The sequence below is a fragment of the Spirosoma sp. KNUC1025 genome, from assembly GCF_045160025.1.
Taxonomy (GTDB): domain Bacteria; phylum Bacteroidota; class Bacteroidia; order Cytophagales; family Spirosomataceae; genus Spirosoma.
On sequence record NZ_CP087139.1, the window covers coordinates 4,038,333 to 4,056,608 of the forward strand.

At 37.1% G+C, this 18,276-nt stretch carries 10 protein-coding genes, 1 tRNA gene and 1 pseudogene; 7 read left to right on the forward strand and 5 right to left on the reverse strand.

What is annotated here, in order from left to right:
• The first annotated feature begins 306 nt into the window (after positions 1–306).
• Entirely contained in the window at positions 307–525 is a 219-nt protein-coding gene (locus LN737_RS17600) for a hypothetical protein (RefSeq protein WP_405511110.1), read from the forward strand.
• Between the two features lie 733 nt (positions 526–1,258).
• Here the strand turns inward: LN737_RS17600 and LN737_RS17605 are convergent.
• Entirely contained in the window at positions 1,259–3,628 is a 2,370-nt protein-coding gene (locus tag LN737_RS17605; RefSeq protein WP_405511111.1) for a hypothetical protein, read from the reverse strand.
• A gap of 255 nt (positions 3,629–3,883) precedes the next feature.
• Positions 3,884–4,333 carry a helix-turn-helix domain-containing protein gene (locus tag LN737_RS17610; protein WP_405511112.1) on the reverse strand — a complete coding sequence of 150 codons (450 nt, stop codon included), beginning with the start codon at positions 4,331–4,333 and terminating at the stop codon, positions 3,884–3,886.
• 169 nt (positions 4,334–4,502) lie between these two features.
• On the opposite strand from LN737_RS17610, the gene LN737_RS17615 reads away from it, so the two are divergent.
• From LN737_RS17615 to LN737_RS17630, 4 genes are all read left to right on the forward strand, one after another.
• Positions 4,503–4,727: a hypothetical protein gene (locus LN737_RS17615; RefSeq protein ID WP_405511113.1), complete on the forward strand. Its 225-nt coding sequence runs from the start codon at positions 4,503–4,505 to the stop codon at positions 4,725–4,727.
• Between the two features lie 114 nt (positions 4,728–4,841).
• Entirely contained in the window at positions 4,842–6,167 is a 1,326-nt protein-coding gene (locus LN737_RS17620; protein ID WP_405511114.1) for a site-specific integrase, read from the forward strand.
• 91 nt (positions 6,168–6,258) lie between these two features.
• Positions 6,259–7,536 (forward strand): VapE domain-containing protein, encoded by a 1,278-nt coding sequence (locus tag LN737_RS17625; RefSeq protein WP_405511115.1) that lies wholly within the window; start codon positions 6,259–6,261, stop codon positions 7,534–7,536.
• A 352-nt stretch (positions 7,537–7,888) separates the two neighbouring features.
• The gene (locus LN737_RS17630) at positions 7,889–8,800 is read left to right on the forward strand and encodes a toprim domain-containing protein (RefSeq protein WP_405511116.1); all 912 of its coding nucleotides are present in this window, start codon (positions 7,889–7,891) and stop codon (positions 8,798–8,800) included.
• 542 nt (positions 8,801–9,342) lie between these two features.
• On the opposite strand, the gene LN737_RS17635 is transcribed toward LN737_RS17630, so the two are convergent.
• The 3 genes from LN737_RS17635 to LN737_RS17645 form a co-directional block, all read right to left on the reverse strand.
• Positions 9,343–12,540 (reverse strand): ATP-binding protein, encoded by a 3,198-nt coding sequence (locus tag LN737_RS17635; RefSeq protein WP_405511117.1) that lies wholly within the window; start codon positions 12,538–12,540, stop codon positions 9,343–9,345.
• A gap of 1,137 nt (positions 12,541–13,677) precedes the next feature.
• A complete protein-coding gene (locus LN737_RS17640; protein WP_405511118.1) occupies positions 13,678–14,424 on the reverse strand; it encodes a serine protease in 747 nt (248 codons plus the stop codon).
• Positions 14,425–14,801: 377 nt separating this feature from the next.
• Positions 14,802–14,883 (reverse strand) — tRNA-Ser (locus LN737_RS17645).
• 168 nt (positions 14,884–15,051) lie between these two features.
• Here LN737_RS17645 and purL point away from each other — a divergent pair.
• Both purL and LN737_RS17655 read left to right on the forward strand, forming a co-directional pair.
• Positions 15,052–17,310 (forward strand): phosphoribosylformylglycinamidine synthase subunit PurL, encoded by a 2,259-nt coding sequence (purL, locus tag LN737_RS17650; protein ID WP_405511119.1) that lies wholly within the window; start codon positions 15,052–15,054, stop codon positions 17,308–17,310.
• A 130-nt stretch (positions 17,311–17,440) separates the two neighbouring features.
• Positions 17,441–18,240: pseudogene (locus LN737_RS17655) on the forward strand (inositol monophosphatase family protein).
• Positions 18,241–18,276: the final 36 nt, after the last annotated feature.

Below are 18,276 nucleotides of genomic sequence, written 5' to 3' on the forward strand. Positions count from 1 at the left end.
TCTAAAAAGCAAAAACCTATAAATCAATAAGTTAATTAAGCGGTTTTCTGTCATCCCTCCTGGCGTCGGGATGACAGAAACAGCGTTACGTTTTATCGTTCAATAGCCCAGTATTGACGTTTGTGTAAGGGTATCATGCGGACGGCGTACTGAAATCAACTACGTTTCTCCTGTTTTATTGACTCCTGAAAAGGCAGTAGAACAGAAATGGATCTGCGTTTTCATGGGCAGATAAACCAACTCATCGCTTATGAAAACGCTTCATTTCTCGATTGACCTACGTTCCTTTTTCTGGGTGGCCTTACCGTGATTGGTTTCCTGCTGCTCGCCAATTTCAAACCGACTACGCAACAACAGCCGGAGCCCGGCATCCTGGACACGCGTCGGTTTCAGGCCGTCACCAGTGAACGGGAATCGATTATCCTGGACACAAAAACGGGGCAGTTTGTTGTCATGCCAAGCTATCTCGGTCAACCCCGCCGACTCAAATACAACTTCGATGACGTTGAGCTAAAAGGCAAATAGCTGAATACGTTGAAAAGGGTTAAACCCTATTGAATACGCTGGACGGCCATTCGCTTATAGGACAACCTTGTTAATACGGAAGGTAAGGAATGGGTATTTATCAGTGAGGAAAACTAGACGTGTTTCGGCTTCTTCAAAACTTAATTGCTCGGCTGAGTCCGATACCGGCAGCAGCGCTCCCGTAGAGTCGTCGAATTCCTTAATAGTAATCCAATCCCCCTGAACGGGTGTCAGAAACTGAACTTCATGATAGACCATAAGCTTACATTTTTACCTGTTCAAAAATACAGATCACACTACGTATTACAAGGTTTTGACGGTGGTTCTTGGTTTGTTACACCCAATGTCAGAGATTATTTTTGATTATCGCAAATTGAGTACGACCTACGTATGACGTATTGAGCTGGAGTTGTTCAATAAATACGTTACAGTTGGAAAGAGGGAGGGGGACCTAAACTTGTTTTTACGAACTGCAGCAGAAGAACGATAGGAAGTTAGGCTAGAAATGACTGCGATTTACCTACGGGATTGGATATAAAAAAAGCCTCCATTTAGGTGGAGGCTGATCTTAAGTATATACTCTTTGCAGAGAGAGAGGCTCAAAGTAATAGTACTGTAAATCAGAGATTTAAAAAGTATAGCTTGTCTATATTGCTAAAAAGCTAAGCATAACTTCAATATTAATTGACATAAAATCTCATAAGTAATTGATTATAAGTCGATATTACTGTACCTATTTAGAATTCATTGTATCCTGTTTTGATGAAGCTTGTATGTCACTTGTGTTATTATGCTCAATTGTATCATTTTGTATCTGATCAGGTTTAGACAATAATGAGTCAATACTTGGAATTAAATCACTGCTTATATTTTTATACACTGAATAGAACTTGATTTCATTTTCGAGTATATTGAATACTGTATCAAAATACTCACCCTTAGTAAAGAGATTTTTAAATAAAGAAAACGCATCTTTATTGGTATCTGAAAGATAATTAACTAATAACTTCTGGAATATAAAATCTAAAGGGTTTGTTTCGCTCGTAACATCTGGCGAGGCTTCTTTATATTCAGTTTGTATTATTACTTTTTGCCTTAATTCTGCAAACTTATTTGTATATCTAAGACCAACTTCATTATTTGGGTTGATTATAGTTGAAATTGAATCTACTAGCAATTGTGTTCTCTCTTTAAATCCATAATCCTCTTCTAGCATCCATAATACATCGCTCGTTAAAGTGCCTTGCTTAACCTTGAATTTCATCATAGAATAATGATCAATTAATCTAGTAGGCGTATACATCAACCACTGAGTACAACTTGGAAATGCTTCAAAATATTTTCTTCTAACTCTTAGTAGCGATGAATCCCATGTGCAAAATATAGGATCAATCGGGTTTACCAGTACATCTTCTTCTCCCAACCTATTGAACATTATTGCGTCGTTATTAATTGCGAAGGAAGACTTACTTCTCTTATTTTCGTTTAGATCGCTAACTATTAAAGATTTTGCTGCTGAAAGATCATACAATGGTACATTTTCTATATTTATAAATAAAGAATCTAACAGGTACTTAACTTGCGAATATAAAATATGTTCATGCACATTTAGTGATGTTGATATTCCATATTGTTTTAAATATGATTCAAAATCTATTTTATTGTCTGATAGAGCATTAGCAGATTTAAGTTTTATGTAATGTTGATAAAAAATATTATTGCTACCACCTAATGCTTCAAAAACTGGTAATTTAGTAAAAGGAATAACTTCTATTGCCTCTTTAAATATATTCGACGCTTCTTCAATATAAACTTTTATAGTTTTTAAGTTTAAATTATTTTGCGTAGAAAATGATAGAAATTCCTTTGCTGCTTTGTAATGATAATCATCTAGTTCAAAATTAGGATCATAATAAACGCATATAAGATTAATTATTACATTTGTATCAAGAAATATGTTTTTATTGTTATTGTGTTGTATTATATACTCTTGAAGCCTGTCAGGATCACTAACTTTTGAATAGACTTGGCCGGCAGTTATACGTGATAATATTTCATTTTCGTCAGCGACCTTAAGTAGTTGCTTTGTTAAATTTTCTAAATTATCATCATTGGTTATCCTTTTAATAAATAAGTTAAAATGCTCAGTAGCAGTTCTTAAATCGTTTATTGTCGAGTTGCGCTTGGTAAACTCCCCTAGATTTATCGAATAATTGCTTTCATATAGATCGATTAAATGTTTAATAACTTCATCAACATATTCTTTTAAATTATATCTATCTAGTACTTCAATTAGGCCGCGCTTTAACAAAGCTTCCTCTATAGCAAAGTTATCTAATACACTATGTATTCTTTCTTTTTCGTTTTCTGTCAGACATATTTCTCTGTCAACAGCATATTGAATTTTACGCTCTGATCTTAATTTTCTACAAAAAGTATCAAAATAGGATTCAGTTATACTTGAAGTGAAATGATTATTTATTTTTCTAAGCAAATCGAGAGGGCTTGAATTTGAATTTGTATACAAGTAATTCAGAACAAATGACTTAATTATATTATATTTAATGTCATTTGAAGTACCAAAAGACATTAGATCATAAAATGTTTTTACTTTTTGGTCATTAAAGAAATCAGAACCTCCCCTATATTTATCCAAGTTAGATAATTCATAAATTTCATTTCTTATATTTGGGTATTCTGTAGCAATTCCAGCAATAGTATTTGCATCGACTATATCTACTATAATGTTATATTGCTTCTTAGCTTCTCTTTTTAAAGAAAATATAGTTGAGTTTGCTAAAGGATAAGAATAAAAATATCTTACCTTGTTAGGCAAATCATAATTGTCTACATTATTTTTTGCCTTAGCTATATCAGACCAAAATTTTGCTTCGAAACGATTTTCTTTAGTTGTGATTTGGTACTGAATTTCAATTTTAGAGATCGCCTCAGATCTTATGTCAATTCCAGAATCATGAGGACCGTTGCAATTAAATATATTAACAACACCTTCCACTTCATTTAAGTAGAGCTTAGTTAGCTTGTCAAACTCTGGGTCTGTTAAAGACTTTATTAGTTGTGTTAATAGCTTTTCTTGTGACATATAGCTAAAATAATTTATTTAACTTTTAACTCTAGCTTATTGACTCTGATTTTATGCTTCGTCTGTTGCAACGCTCCAATAAAGCATATCAGATATATTTTTCTGCTAATTTTATATTTAATCATAAAACAGAAATTCAAATATATCTTAGTACTTGTTGTCATTTACTCGACAATTATTTCTATATATGCTACATTTCTCATAATACAGTTACAATAATTGTTATAACCCATCAAGATTATACTCAACTTTGGTTTATTTGGTACTCTTATTTTGAGTTGAATAAGTTGGTTTTTCGATTATCTCTTTTAGAGCTGGAAAAGCCTTTTCAACATCAGATTTTTCTATAGTTCCTTCTGTAGCTTTTACTGCTAATTCCTCTGTTTTAGCAGGGTTACTCATCATAAATTCGACTAGTGTAATGACAGGTTGATATTTTTCTATAACCTGCTTTAGGGCCTTGTTTTCTTTTTCTAATTCTTGAATTGTTTGCTGTAGATGTTTTGCGTATGGCTGATCTAGAATCTCTATAGGAGAAACACCAAGTGCGCTGGCAATTTGCTCAATTCGTTCTAAGGTCAGCTTGTTTCCTTTCTTTTCGATCTTGGCATAATTAGAAACATCAACCCCTAAAGCGGCAGCCATTTCACTAAGTTTAATCCGCTTGGCTTCTCTTACAGACTTTATCCTTTTTGTTACTTCCATACCCAAATCTATACTATCATAATCAAATCCATAATAAAATTATTATGGAACATGTAATAGTTACATAGTTACACTATTTAATATTTATTTGATATAGGCAAATATTTGCCTTACTATTTGTTATTATGGTAAATATTTGCCACAATTGCGGCACGTATAAACCAATATTATGGCAACTACTACATATAATAAGACCCCTTTAAGTATTGTAATTGCTGATTATGAACAGCATAAGCATTTGAAGTTCATGCCTGAAAAATCATTTTATGATAGTACCGGCATTAATCGTATTCGATTTTGGCAGCTAGTTCGGGGCGAAAAAGCAATGCTTATAAATGAAGCGCAATCATTGGCTGAATATTTTGAAATACCTGTATCTAAGTTTTTTAGCTAACTCTGATACGAATGCTCATCCGTAACAAATCGCCTTGAAAAAATTGGTAAATAAATAGCCCGACTAAAGCGGTGGTACGCAAAGAGTCGGGCCTAAACCTATTTTCAAAATGCCTTGCTGGAACAAGGCAATAACTTAACAAAAGTAATGAGAAATTTTTTCAATAAGCGTTCAAACAAACGTTCATCAGTACAAGAAGCTTGCAAAGTAAAACAACCCCGGATATCACAATTATCCGTTTCATTTACAGCTAGATACAAACCTAATGGCGTAGATATAACTATCAATTGCCGGATGACGTATAAGGGTCAACGTTTGACTTTTTCAACAGGTATTACCTGTAAGCGTAAAGACTTCAATACGAAAACTATGGTGATTCAAGGGCAACCTGAACAAACGGCATTACTAGTAACGCTTAAAGCCAATGCATTAAGAGCCGATGCTCAATTGCGGACGTTTGGACAAACAATCGATTTGGATGTAATCAAACGACTGACTTTAGGTGATACCCTGCAAACGGAAAAAAAGCCAAATTTGGTAAAGGCATTTGCTTTGTTTTTGGAGCGTTCGGAAAAAGAGTACAGGACTAAGACAATTGACTTTGATACGTACAAGCAGCACGAACGATGGGCCAAACGGGTCGGAGAGTTCTTTATTGAACGTTACGGCAAAACCTGTGCCTTGTTCGATATAAAACCCGCTGATGCTAAAGAGCTACAGTTAGCCTTAAAACTAGAAAGCAATCACGGGCAAAACTATTCACTTAAGATCGTACAATTCACCAAACGCATATTCAACTTTGCAGTTGAAAACCTGTGGATTGAACGCAATCCTTTTATGAACTTCAAGGGCAACCGTAAGCCGGGGAAAATTGAATATTTGACTGAAAAAGAGTTAGATATACTAGCTACAACGAACAAGCTAGACCCTCGGTTGCAACGCATTTTGACTGTTTTCCTCTTTCAGTGTTATACGGGGTTAGCTTGGAAAGATGCTGAACAACTGACAATTGCGGATATTGGTACGCACGAAGAAACAGGCGTTCGTTTCATTATGAAAGATCGCCATAAATCGGGTGTTCCTCAAATTGTGCCGTTGATTCCTCAGGCTGAAAAGCTATTAGCGAAGTGGGCGAATCATCCTGAATGTAAGGCAAAAGGCCGTTTACTTCCTGTTCCACCGAATGCCACTATGAACAACTACTTAAAGGAAATAGCAGCTATTGTCGGTATCAATAAACGACTCACGACGCACATGGCCAGGCGCAGTTTCATTACGCTATTCTACGAAAAAGGCATCAGTCTAAAATCGGTTTCTGTAATGGCGGGTCATACCAATACGGCTATGACAGAACGCCACTATCTAGGCATCAATCCCGGAAAGATTATCAAGGAAATGCAAGATGTATTTCCAGATATGAAGGAACCCAATCAAAACTAGAACATAAGAAATCTAAACGAAATAGGCTCTGATGTTACCAGCATCAGAGCCTAACTTACTCTAAATGGCAAGTGTTTTGCCCAATTGCCTTATGAATAAAAATACAAATATTTTACCAGAAACGAAAATAAATGGCAACAAATATACTGATAATCAGGCTGTAAAAGACAGTAAGTCTGATGATCAGAAAGGGAGCTTTAATAAGTTTGTAGCCATTCGTAAATACGTTACAGAGAAATACGATATACGATTAAATAACGTAGCCTGTGACTATGAGTACTCATTAAAAGGTCTGAATCAGTGGAAAGAATTAATCATTGACGATCTAGTTTGTGAGCTTTTGGAATATGGGTTTAAGGGGCTAAAAGACACCTTAAACCCGTTTATCTCATCGTCGAACATACCACGTTATGACCCCATTGCTTATTACTTTGACACATTGCCAAAATGGGAAGAAACAGAGCCGGATTACATTCAGCAGTTGGCCAAATATGTAGAAACTAGCGATAACGCGTTTTTTCAACATCAATTCAAAATGATGTTAGTTAGAGTAGTGGCTCAGGCAATCGGTCACATTGCTTTCAATAAACATTGCTTTACCCTATACGGAAAGCAAAACGATGGTAAGACATCGTTTCTACGCTTTCTGTGTCCTCCCTCACTTCAGCACTACATCAAGGATGGGATTGATTTCAATGGAAATAGCAAAGATGCTAAACGGGCATTAGCTGAAAACCTATTCATCAATCTTGATGAGTTGGCCCAATTAGGTAAAGCAGATATGAACACAGTTAAAGATTTTATGACTACCAGTCAGGTAAAACTGCGCATACCCTACGACAAGAAAGATGCAGTTATGCGTCGTAGAGCATCCTTTGTTGGATCAACCAATAAGCAGGAAATTTTAACGGATGAAACAGGGAATGTACGCTGGTTAGTCTTTGAGATCAAATCCATCAATCACGACAAAGGGGGGCCGGGTGGCTATGCAGCCAACGTTGATATTGATAAAGTTTGGTCACAAGCAGTAACTCTGTTAAAGAGTGGATACCGCTATATCTTAAGTGAAGATGAGATTAAATACTCAGAGCGCAACAATCAGCAATACAGCTATCAAAGTGATGAAATGGCATTGATCTTAAAATACTTTGATCGCTCGACACCGGAGAAAGGCCGTTTTCTTACGGCTACTGATATTATGTTCGAACTGATAGAAAAGACAGGTAGCAGAGTGAGGCTTAATTCTATCAACATTGGTCGTGCTTGTAACGCACTAAAGTTTGACAAAGTTAAGGGAGGCACTTCACGCAATGCTGTTTATGGCTATTATTTGGAGGATCATATAGCAATGGAACCTGCGTCATTGTAGGCAAAATTTAAGACTTTTCACTTTTTTCTTACCAATCTTACCGAAAATTAATAAAGAGCTTAATAACAGTTAGTTAAGTGCGGTAAGGTTAAAGTTTATTATCCTACCGCTAGCTTACCGCACTCCTAAGAAAACTTATAACGGTAAGTTGAACGGTAAGATCAATAGGCGTATAATCTGCTAATAATGACGGGTTAACAATGCCTGGTAGCATTGGTAGGATGTTTTTGAAAAGTTTAGATTTTTTGCCCTTTCACTTTTCTTTTTAGCGGTATAAAGCAAATTGTATTATTCCGCTAAAAGAAAAAGAAATAACTGCTCATCACACCTCCATCAGCAATTGCATTTAAAGATGTTAAACTCCCAAAAAGAGAACACCATGTATTTTTCTAAAGAACAGATTTCTTCTCTCAAGCAAACACCAATAGCAAGCTACTTGGACAGCTTAGGTATCCAGCCAGTAAAAGAGGCAAACGGCCAATTGTTGTACCATTCACCTTTGACCAATGAAAATTCACCGTCTTTCTATGTACACCCTGCAAAGAATGTATTTAACTGCTTTAGCAGTGGTGAAAAGGGTGATGTAATCCGACTGATAACGCTTTTAGAAAAGTTAGCTTTTAACACGGCTTTGGAGCGTCTATCATCGTTCGACCCTGCATGTTCCAAATCCTTTACTTTCGGTGGCCGTAACGCTCCTAATTTGCCCCCTATGACCCCCAAATCATCAAAGCTGATCTTAGTTGATGACAAGGGTATGTTTGGCCCTATGCTAACGAATTACATTATCAGTCGGGCAATACCAATGGTAATAGCTAACCAATACTTACAGGCTATACGCTATCAGAATGGCAGATATGAATATCAGGCTGTAGGGTTAAGATCTGATAAGGGTAGTTACGCGCTAAGGGCAAAACGTTTTAAGGGCTGGTTAGGGCAAAGTGCAATCCGAACGATTACGATTGCTGGTAGTTCTGAGATTAATTTGTTTGAAGGCTTCTTTGACTTCTTATCTGCTCTGACATACTACAAGCGATTAAAGCCCACTTGTACAACAGTTGTCTTGAATTCAACATCGAACCTGACACAAGCCCTATCAATGCTCAAATCGGCCAAGTCCATCAATTGCTACTTAGACAATGATGCTGCCGGACATTCTACGCTAAACAAGCTTATCAAGTTAGAGCTACCTGTGACAGACCGATCAACGGTATACCGAGAGTATAAAGACTTTAACGAGATGATTCGGAATAGTACCGTGTAGGCTTTTTGGAGGCTTTCGGCTGGCTTTTTGGAGGCTTTTTGCCAAAAGTCGCAGGCTTATAGGAGGCTTAACTATATGCTTAAAGAGTGCTTATCGAGTCAAAACAATCAATTAATATATTCAACATGGAAACACAAGACAAACCTAAACCAGTACGAAATTTCGAGTACCAACGGGCAGAACGCGATTACAATGGATTACGCTATCAAAAGCTGTGCTTGCATTGTAACGGTCAGTATGAAAGTAGACGAATGGATGCAGCCTTCTGCTGTTATGGGTGTGCAAAGGCATCAAGAAGAAAAAGAAAAATGATATAGATTCATTAGCTGTGACGGTTAGGTAAATGAAGCCGTCATAGGTAAGCAATAAAATCTAAGAATGATCTTAGAAAATATTAACATGATACTTTGCTGTTAAAAATGAGACCTATTATAACACAACTGAATGCTATTAATCCGTGAATAATTTTGTAAAGAATTTAGTTTAAAATGTGACCTCTTAAAAGACGTGGCAACATATATACAGTGACATAGAGGATTAGTTCACGCATTAATAGAAAAATTATCAACTGAAATAATATCAATAATTAATGAAAGATAAGCTTCTAAAATAGATTCACGAGTTCTAGTTACATTATAATATGAAGAATTAGATAAAATAAAATTTATTAAGCTGTCAGGCAAAAGACGTAACAAATATTGGCTTCTAATATGGTCTTTTATTTCTAAGTTTTCCTCCGATTGCTTTACAGCTTTTATTTTTAAGATTAAATCATTTATCTGATTCGAGTTTTTAAATGGTGAAATTATATAATTATCATAGAACTGTTCGCGGAAATAGAATTCGTCAAATGGCACGTTAACAGCTAACTGTTTCCAATATTTTTCGATAGGAGGTAGGTAATCTCTGCGCTCAATGTCCTTAGGTAATTTGTTTATATTCTTTAAAATCTGATTATAAGCAGATTCATTAGTATGTAATGGAGTGTAGTCTTCCTTTAGCTCATATATACTAATAGAAACGGATCGCTCATTGGAAATATATTTAAAATAGTTTGTTTTCTTGAACATTAAAACAGTTAAATATGGAACGAAATAATCAAAGTCCCATAGCACCAAGTCAATAGCATATTCATGTGACTGATAAAGCTCTTTATATATATCATAGATAGATTCTGTATTAGAATCTGCTATTGCATGATTTTGTACAGAAATAGTCAATATTTTATTTGCTCTAAAAAAATTAATGAATTCTAAATCTGATAAATCTGGCTTAGTTGCAAAGGATTTTGGAAGTGTATAGTTTTGGTAAAATAAATCTGCTTTACTTACCTTTAATTTAACCATTAAGGAAGTTAAATGTATGTGAAAAAATTCAATGGCAACAGATTCCTCACCGGGTTCTATATTCTCTTCAAATAAGTTTACAACTATATGTAATGCTTTTGGTAATATATTGTCCAAGAAAATAACATCAAACTTTCTTTTAGTCTTATAAATGAATTTGCTTCTAGAGATATTTAATAGTTTGTCAGATTCTGGACTTTCAAAGTTCCATTGAATATGAAGGTATGATGTTTTATAATATGCCGGAAAGTTTTCTCTTACAGGTATATCACGGACAAATTGCTTACTAGCCGAACCTGTGCTATGTCTACGGTTTTGATTGTTTTCTACTAAAGTGTTAAAAAAAAATAAAGTAAAATCAGAGCCAACACCAAGGTTTTCAAATACTCTGTAAATATTTGTTTGATTATCTATAGTTTTTCTATATAAATAAGCAATAATTTCTTTTTCGCGTTTATGGATAACTCCATTTTGTAATTCTAAATAGTTGTCTACTAGAAATATTGATTTCATGATTTGTTTATTATTAATAAATACATTAAGTAATTCTATATTTTTAAATTCGTCTAGTATATATGAAATTAGTTTGTGGATATGAACATTTTTGTAATCATCATCAAACCAATCATAACTATTGATAATTTCAATAGAAAACTTGCTCTCAAAAATATCATCGAACTTATCTTTATTAATTGAAATAATAAGCTTAGTACCTCGCCGCATATTTATATTGTTCGGCGTTATCCTACAGTATTCACCATTTTTTGCAGAATAAAACTGTATTTCTTTAGGCTCTTCGTACTCACTTTTGGTTTGAATAGTAAAAGTATCCGAAACCATAAAAAGTGATTGTAGCCCAATCCCAAAAGCCCCAGTTGGCTTTAACCAAAAAGGCATATGCTCCTTAAGCTTCTGGAATTTTTCATCATAGTTTCTACTCTCGCCTACTTTCTTAGTCATTCTTATTAAATCATCCTCAGATATACCTGTACCGTTATCCTGTATACTAATTATCAGATCTACTTCATTCCAATCAAGTTTTAAGTCAATAATGAAGTTGCTCCATATTTCTAAAGGTAAATCAAAATAAAAATCAATACTTTTTATAATTTCATCATGAGTTGAACCTTGTGGCAACTTTAATTCCCTGCGTATTAAGTTATCGTAATAACCGTTATTGACTAACTTCCAAATTTGAATTTTTGATGCATCAATCGCATTTTGTACAATTTCCCTAATAAATACAAACCCCGCGTAATCGTAAATAGCAGACCCTTCAAACATTTCAAATACTTTTTTATTTGAAATTTCAAAGCGAAGGTTCATTAGGTCAATCTTGGGAGAAGAGCTTTTATACAATATTTTAATAGCTCCTCGTGAAATAGATGGCGGTAGACCAGTTAAATATTTAGGTGCAATGTTAGACCATTCTCTACTTTGATCTTTAACTTCTTCTTGTAGCCAATCAAACCAACCTCTTGCAACTCTATAAACCTCATCGCTCATGCAATCAACAGTAACTTCAATTGAGGCAGGAGAGATTAATAAATGTTTAACGGATGCATGTTTTTCTTTGTGGAGTTGTGAAGTATGTGGAAGAGAGTCTGCAAAAACCCTTTCATTAAATATACTAAACCTTTTATCATCGACATCAAGCAAATCGCCTAGTCGGAGAAGATATGCTATAAATCTTGGATGCATTTTGTCTCCTCCAAACCCGTCAGCAATATATTCTAAGCGGTCGAACACATTGTAAAATCCAATACCATGCCCATACGCTATTTCAGCTAATACAACAATAAATCGATTTGGTATTCCTGTTAAGCTAAAACCATGTAAATAATTATTGAATTCAGCATCGTTACCTAAAATAATTTCTTTGCTTCTAATATGGTGATTTACGCGAAAAAAATCAGCAGTTACTAAAATAACTGCTTTTCGTATTTTAAGGGCAACAGTTAAGTCCAATTCAAAATCTTGAATTTCTTGGCTGTTTAATTTGAAAAGTAACTGTGCTGCTTCCCTTAAATCCTTATCATTGGATTGTTTGCTAATACTTGTTAAATATTTTTGAAATTCATCTTCTTTCCACTTTGTTTCTAATGCATTGTTAAATATGACCATCCCTAAGTCATGTGTATGGGCGGCCATCAGAATTAGCCATGTATCAGTAGGAGTTAATTGTGCTATTCTTTCATCACCAAGAAGAGATTCAATATTTCTTATTATAGTATTAGAGTGACTACTCTCATGTAAACTATAATGTGGAAAATTGAATATTATAGCATTTTGAGCGTTCCTTATATATTTTTTGTTTAATACCCAAATTGATTTTAATAATTCAAAATCATTATTGTTGCTGATATTGTCTAAATGCCTCTCTAGTGTTAACATGTTTATTTCAAAAGGTTTTGGTGTGATAAAAAATTGAATCTTCTTGATGATAAAGTTTTATTGGGAAAGTAGATACATTTTTATAAGGTTTACGAATTATATTAATTAAAAAATTGTCATTTGTTAAATGGTTTGTTCTTCTAATATTTGTTATTAATTTACTTATCTGTATTAGTTGGCCGATTGGAAGCAGATCGCTAGGTTTGTTTCTCTACTGATGACTTGAAACATGTATTACCTCTTTTAATTAGTCTTAATCGTTTAAATAATTATTAATTAATATTTAGTAACTATTTAAATTATTTTAATGTTAAAAATTGAAATCGCCCTATGCTTGTCATATAACCTTCTTCTATGTAATAAAATGCTCTTTTGCTTCTTTAATTTGTACTCTTTGTCTGCATTGGAAACACTACATTGAAATAACCCGATAATGTAGAGATTAAAGATATTTAAACACTGGAAAGTAATTTTTTCAAGTAAATAGATTTTATTATAATTGATAAAACTTACTTTTTTTTACCTTTTCAAAATTATTTGTCATTTACTAAAGTAATTGAATTTTAACTTTTTATGAATAACAATGAAAACTCAATGTTTAGTTAATGAAATTTATCCAATTATTATCGAGATCAAATTGATTGAAGCCATTTATAGAGTTTCCCTCAAAGTGCCCGACGTATTCATTTTCTAAATTAAAAATTGCATATCCATCTTCAATATGTTTAACTCCAAACATAATGTTATCTAAATCAAAATTAAATATTTGTAATACTTCATCGTTAACTAACACGATAAATGCATTTATGTCTAATTCTAGGTCAAAGATGAATTTACCATGAAAGCCAGTATTTAAATTGGGATTTATAGAGCTGTTCAACTTAGGATTGATAGAACTATTATATCTGGGATTAATAGAACTATTATATCTGGGATTGATAGAACTATTAAACCTGGGATTGATAGAACTATTAAACCTGGGATTGATAGAACTATTAAACTTAGGATTAATAGAACTATTAAACTTAGGATTGATAGAACTATTAAACTTAGGATTGATAGAACTATTTAACCTGGGGTTGATAGAACTATTATATCTGGGATTTCTATGTGCAGGTAGTAACATTTGTAAAAAGGTTATTGACTTATTAATTCAAATATAGAGTTCATTGGGACACATACTGAGTAACCTGAATTCAAATATTCAGGATGAGTTACAGACGTTTCCCTATTATTTCTCCACTCGATTACGAAAGGAATATACCTTGATGCAATTCCAATGACTCTTAATTGATTATCTTCACATAATTCTAGCACAGGGGCACCACTATTTCCATAATATGTTGAGCAATCAATTATAAAGGTATTATCTTCTAAATTGATACCTCCAATAATACCTTTTCTTAAAAGCGGCTTTCCTGGATCAAAATGCTTAGAATTTTGAAAAATAAGAGAGGTAGGGAACCCAATAAGAAATACTTCATTTGCTATTCCAATTTCTTCTATTCTTCTTGTTGAGTTTTGGTCAATCGAAATTGTTTCTAAGGTTCCCGCTTGAATCAAATTAATATTACTATTCAAATTAGAATTTTCTATCACTCCAAAAGAAATGGCGGCAACATCATTTGTTTTAGAGTAAAGAACAGGAACTTGAGTCATATCAAGTTCAAACATTTTTGAATCTTCGTTTACACTACGAGGGTTTTGTGAAGAAACTGTTAGAGTTTTACACCTAAGAGTACTATCATTAAATAAAACATGCTTTGCAGTTATTAAAAAATCTTCGCCATTAAACTTTAAAAAAAAACCTGATCCAGATGATTTCCCGTAATCAAGACTTAATAACGTTGCATAGGTAAGATTATCCAATAAACTTCTATTCATACTTATATTAAATGATTTTGTCAATTTTAATGATGTTTGGTAAAACTTTTTTACTTAGAAAGTTAATGTGTGAATTACACTTAATAATATTCTGATTTTAATGAAAACTGAATAAAACATAATCAACTTACAATAATCATTAGATGAATATGTACCTTTACTTAAGCACATTATATATATGCTAAGCAATTTATAACTGATTTCTACTAGTTAAATGGGTTACAATATATTATCAAGGTTGCATTCTATTTGTTTGATTATTAGCTAATTAACCATAGATAATTTTTTATAAAAAAGAGGCAAAATTATAATTTCGAAAAACATACGTATAAAAAAAGCACTCAAAATATTGATTTTGAGTGCTTTAGCTTTTTTGTTGCAGAGAGAGGGATTCGAACCCCGGACCTGTTACAGTCTTCGGTTTTCAAGACCGACGCAATCGACCACTCTGCCATCTCTCTTTCTGGGTGCAAATATACGAGCCTTTTGAGATTTGTCAACTCACATCCGGGCTATTTGGCCCAAAACCTGTAATTTTGCCAATATTCTAATGATTGACTGATTGACTTGTTGAATGATTGAATAGGCATTCACAACTCTATCATTCAATCATTCAATCATTTAAAGATGGACGCTACCGAATCTCTTCCTACTGTTGAAACTGCCCGCAAACTGGGCCTGCTCCCTGACGAATTTGACAAGATTGCCCAGATTCTGGGGCGGAAACCGAATTTTACGGAACTGAGTATCTTCTCGGTGATGTGGTCGGAGCACTGTTCCTACAAAAATTCCATTGTCTGGCTCAAAACCCTGCCCCGCGACTCCGACCGTATGTTGGCCAAAGCCGGGGAAGAAAACGCGGGTCTGGTCGACATTGGGGACGGGCTGGCCTGCTCATTCAAGATCGAGTCGCACAACCACCCTTCGGCGCTGGAGCCTTACCAGGGGGCCGCTACGGGTGTCGGCGGTATCAACCGGGATATATTCACCATGGGCGCGCGGCCAATTGCCCAGCTGAACTCACTACGTTTCGGCGATCTGAGTCTGGCGAAAACAAAGCGGCTGTTGCGGGGCGTCGTAAAAGGGATTGGCGATTATGGCAATGCATTCGGCATACCAACCGTTGGCGGAGAACTGTATTTCGATGAGTGCTACAACACGAACCCGCTGGTGAATGCCTTCTCGGCCGGAATTGTCGAAGTGGGCAAATCAGCGAAAGCAACGTCATACGGCGTCGGTAATCCGGTGTTTATCGTTGGGTCAGCAACCGGAAAAGATGGTATCCACGGCGCTACGTTTGCTTCGGAAGATATTTCAGCGGCTTCGACCGACAAGCTGCCCGCCGTGCAGGTCGGTGATCCATTCATGGAAAAACTGCTGCTTGAAGCCACGCTCGAAATCATTGCAACGGGTTACGTGATCGGTATTCAGGATATGGGCGCGGCTGGTATTATCTGCTCGACGTCGGAGATGAGTGCCAAAGGCGAACACGGCATGGTTATCGACCTCGATAAAGTACCGACGCGTCAGGCAAACATGGCTCCCTTTGAAATTCTGCTGTCGGAATCGCAGGAGCGGATGCTGGTAGTAATTGAAAAAGGGAAAGAAGATGTCATTCAGGCTATTTTCGATAAATGGGATTTGAACTGCGCCCAGATTGGTGAAGTGACACCGCCGTCTCCTGATGGAGGGGGAAGGCTGCATTTCTACCGGTACGGAGAACGTGTTGCCGACGTACCCGCCTATGACCTCGTGCTTGGCGGTGGCGCTCCTCAGTATCACCGGGAATACAAAGAGCCGGCGTATATCCAGGAATACGCCAAGTTCGACATTGACGACGTAGACGATATTGATACCGACGAAATCAAAAAAGTAGCCGAACATCTGTTGTCGCACCCAAACATCTGCTCACGGAAGTGGGTGTATGAGCAATACGACTCGATGGTAGGAACCGCCAACCGCAGCACCAACGCCATTTCTGATGCGGCCGTGGTGCGGGTGAAAGGTCCCGGACTACCAGCTACCGATAAATCCATTGTGATTACGGTCGACTGCAACAGCCGGTACGTCAACGCGAATCCGCGTCAGGGCGCTATGATCGCCGTTGCTGAAGCATGCCGCAACATTGTTTGTTCGGGTGGCGAACCGCTTGCCGTGACCAACAACCTCAATTTCGGTAATCCGTACGTACCGGAAGTGTACTGGCAGTTTGTAGAAGCCGTACAGGGTATGGGCGAAGCCTGCCGTCGGTTCAGTACGCCCGTAACGGGGGGCAACGTAAGCTTTTATAACCAAAGCTCCGACGACGGTCCGGTATTTCCGACGCCAACGATTGGGATGCTCGGTTTGATGGAGCGCCCCGACCATCAGACAACGCTCAACTTCCGAAACGAGGGTGACCTGATTTATCTGGTTGGTCCATCGGAAGATGATATAGCTTCATCGGAATATCTGTATTCCTACAAAGGCATTAAGGCATCGCCCGCGCCAAGCTTCGATTTCGAGACGGAATGGCGGGTGCAGGAAGGCATCAAAACCATGATTCGTCACGGCTGGCTGCAGTCGGCGCACGACGTCTCGGATGGCGGTTTGTTTGTTACGCTGGCGGAATCAGCGATGGCCGGGAATACCGGCTTCCAGATTCACCCCGATACCCGGCATCGCACCGACGCCTTTCTGTTTGGCGAAAGTCAGAGCCGGGTTGTTATTTCGATTTCGCCCGAACAGCGTCAGCACGTAGAAGGCTATCTGGACGACAGCATCCTGCCTTTTCTATTGTTGGGGACCGTAACGACCAGTGAGTTTATCATTGATGAAACGCCCATAATGACCGTATTCGACGCCAAAAATCTGTACGATAATGCGTTGGGTGAGATCATGAAATAATGAATTACTCAGTCCTTCAAATGAATCGACCCCTGCTGAGTCTGGTAGTTGTCCTGTGTAAATCACACGATCACCAGTTGATTTGGCAGGGGTCGATGCGTATCTGAAGTGTTATAAATTTTCTCCGCAAATGTTCCACGATTTAGCCGAATTAACCCGCGAAATAAGCACCATAGCCATCGATGCCGGCGCGTTTCTACTTCAGGAGCGACGCCAGTTTCAACGGGAAGCCATCGAATACAAAGGTCTGAATAACCTGGTTTCCTACGTCGATAAAGAAACGGAAAAGCGGCTTGTCGAGCGACTGAATAAATTGCTCCCCGAAGCCGGTTTCATTACGGAAGAGGGGACCACCGGGCTGGAAGCCGATAAAACCGCGCTGAACTGGGTCATTGACCCGCTCGATGGCACGGCCAATTTTATCCATGACCTACCGGTTTTTTCGGTGAGCATCGGACTGGCCCAGGGCAAAACCCCCATTGCTGGCGTTGTGTACGATCCCAGTCGCAACGAGTGCTTTTCGGCCTGGCAGGGTGGAGGAGCTTACTGCAACGGAAACCGCCTGTCGGTGTCTCCGGCTACGCAACTGGGGGAGAGTTTGATAGCCACCGGCTTCCCGTACTCCCGATTCGAGCAGATGCAGCGGTACCTGCAAATTCTTGAAACGCTGATGCAGCAAACCCACGGCTTGCGCCGGATGGGTTCAGCGGCAATCGACCTGGCCTACGTAGCGTGCGGTCGGTTCGAAGCGTTCTACGAGTATAACCTCAATTCGTGGGATATGGCAGCGGGTATACTGCTCGTTCGCGAAGCGGGGGGCTCGTTACCGACTTCGATGGGGGCGACGAATTTCTGTTCCGGGGCGATGTGGTTGCCGCTTGCGGGATTCATCCTGAACTGATTCGGGTGATCCAGGAATACTGGCGCTAACCGGACTAGTGTTGTTCTGTAAATCGGACGAGTCTG

Coding starts and splice junctions, on each gene's coding strand:
- purL (WP_405511119.1), top strand. CDS start 15,052: ATGGACGCTACCGAATCTCTTCCTACTGTTGAAACTGCCCGCAAACTG.
- LN737_RS17635 (WP_405511117.1), bottom strand. CDS start 12,540: ATGTTAACACTAGAGAGGCATTTAGACAATATCAGCAACAATAATGAT.
- LN737_RS17615 (WP_405511113.1), top strand. CDS start 4,503: ATGGCAACTACTACATATAATAAGACCCCTTTAAGTATTGTAATTGCT.
- LN737_RS17605 (WP_405511111.1), bottom strand. CDS start 3,628: ATGTCACAAGAAAAGCTATTAACACAACTAATAAAGTCTTTAACAGAC.
- LN737_RS17630 (WP_405511116.1), top strand. CDS start 7,889: ATGTTAAACTCCCAAAAAGAGAACACCATGTATTTTTCTAAAGAACAG.
- LN737_RS17625 (WP_405511115.1), top strand. CDS start 6,259: ATGAATAAAAATACAAATATTTTACCAGAAACGAAAATAAATGGCAAC.
- LN737_RS17640 (WP_405511118.1), bottom strand. CDS start 14,424: ATGAATAGAAGTTTATTGGATAATCTTACCTATGCAACGTTATTAAGT.
- LN737_RS17610 (WP_405511112.1), bottom strand. CDS start 4,333: ATGGAAGTAACAAAAAGGATAAAGTCTGTAAGAGAAGCCAAGCGGATT.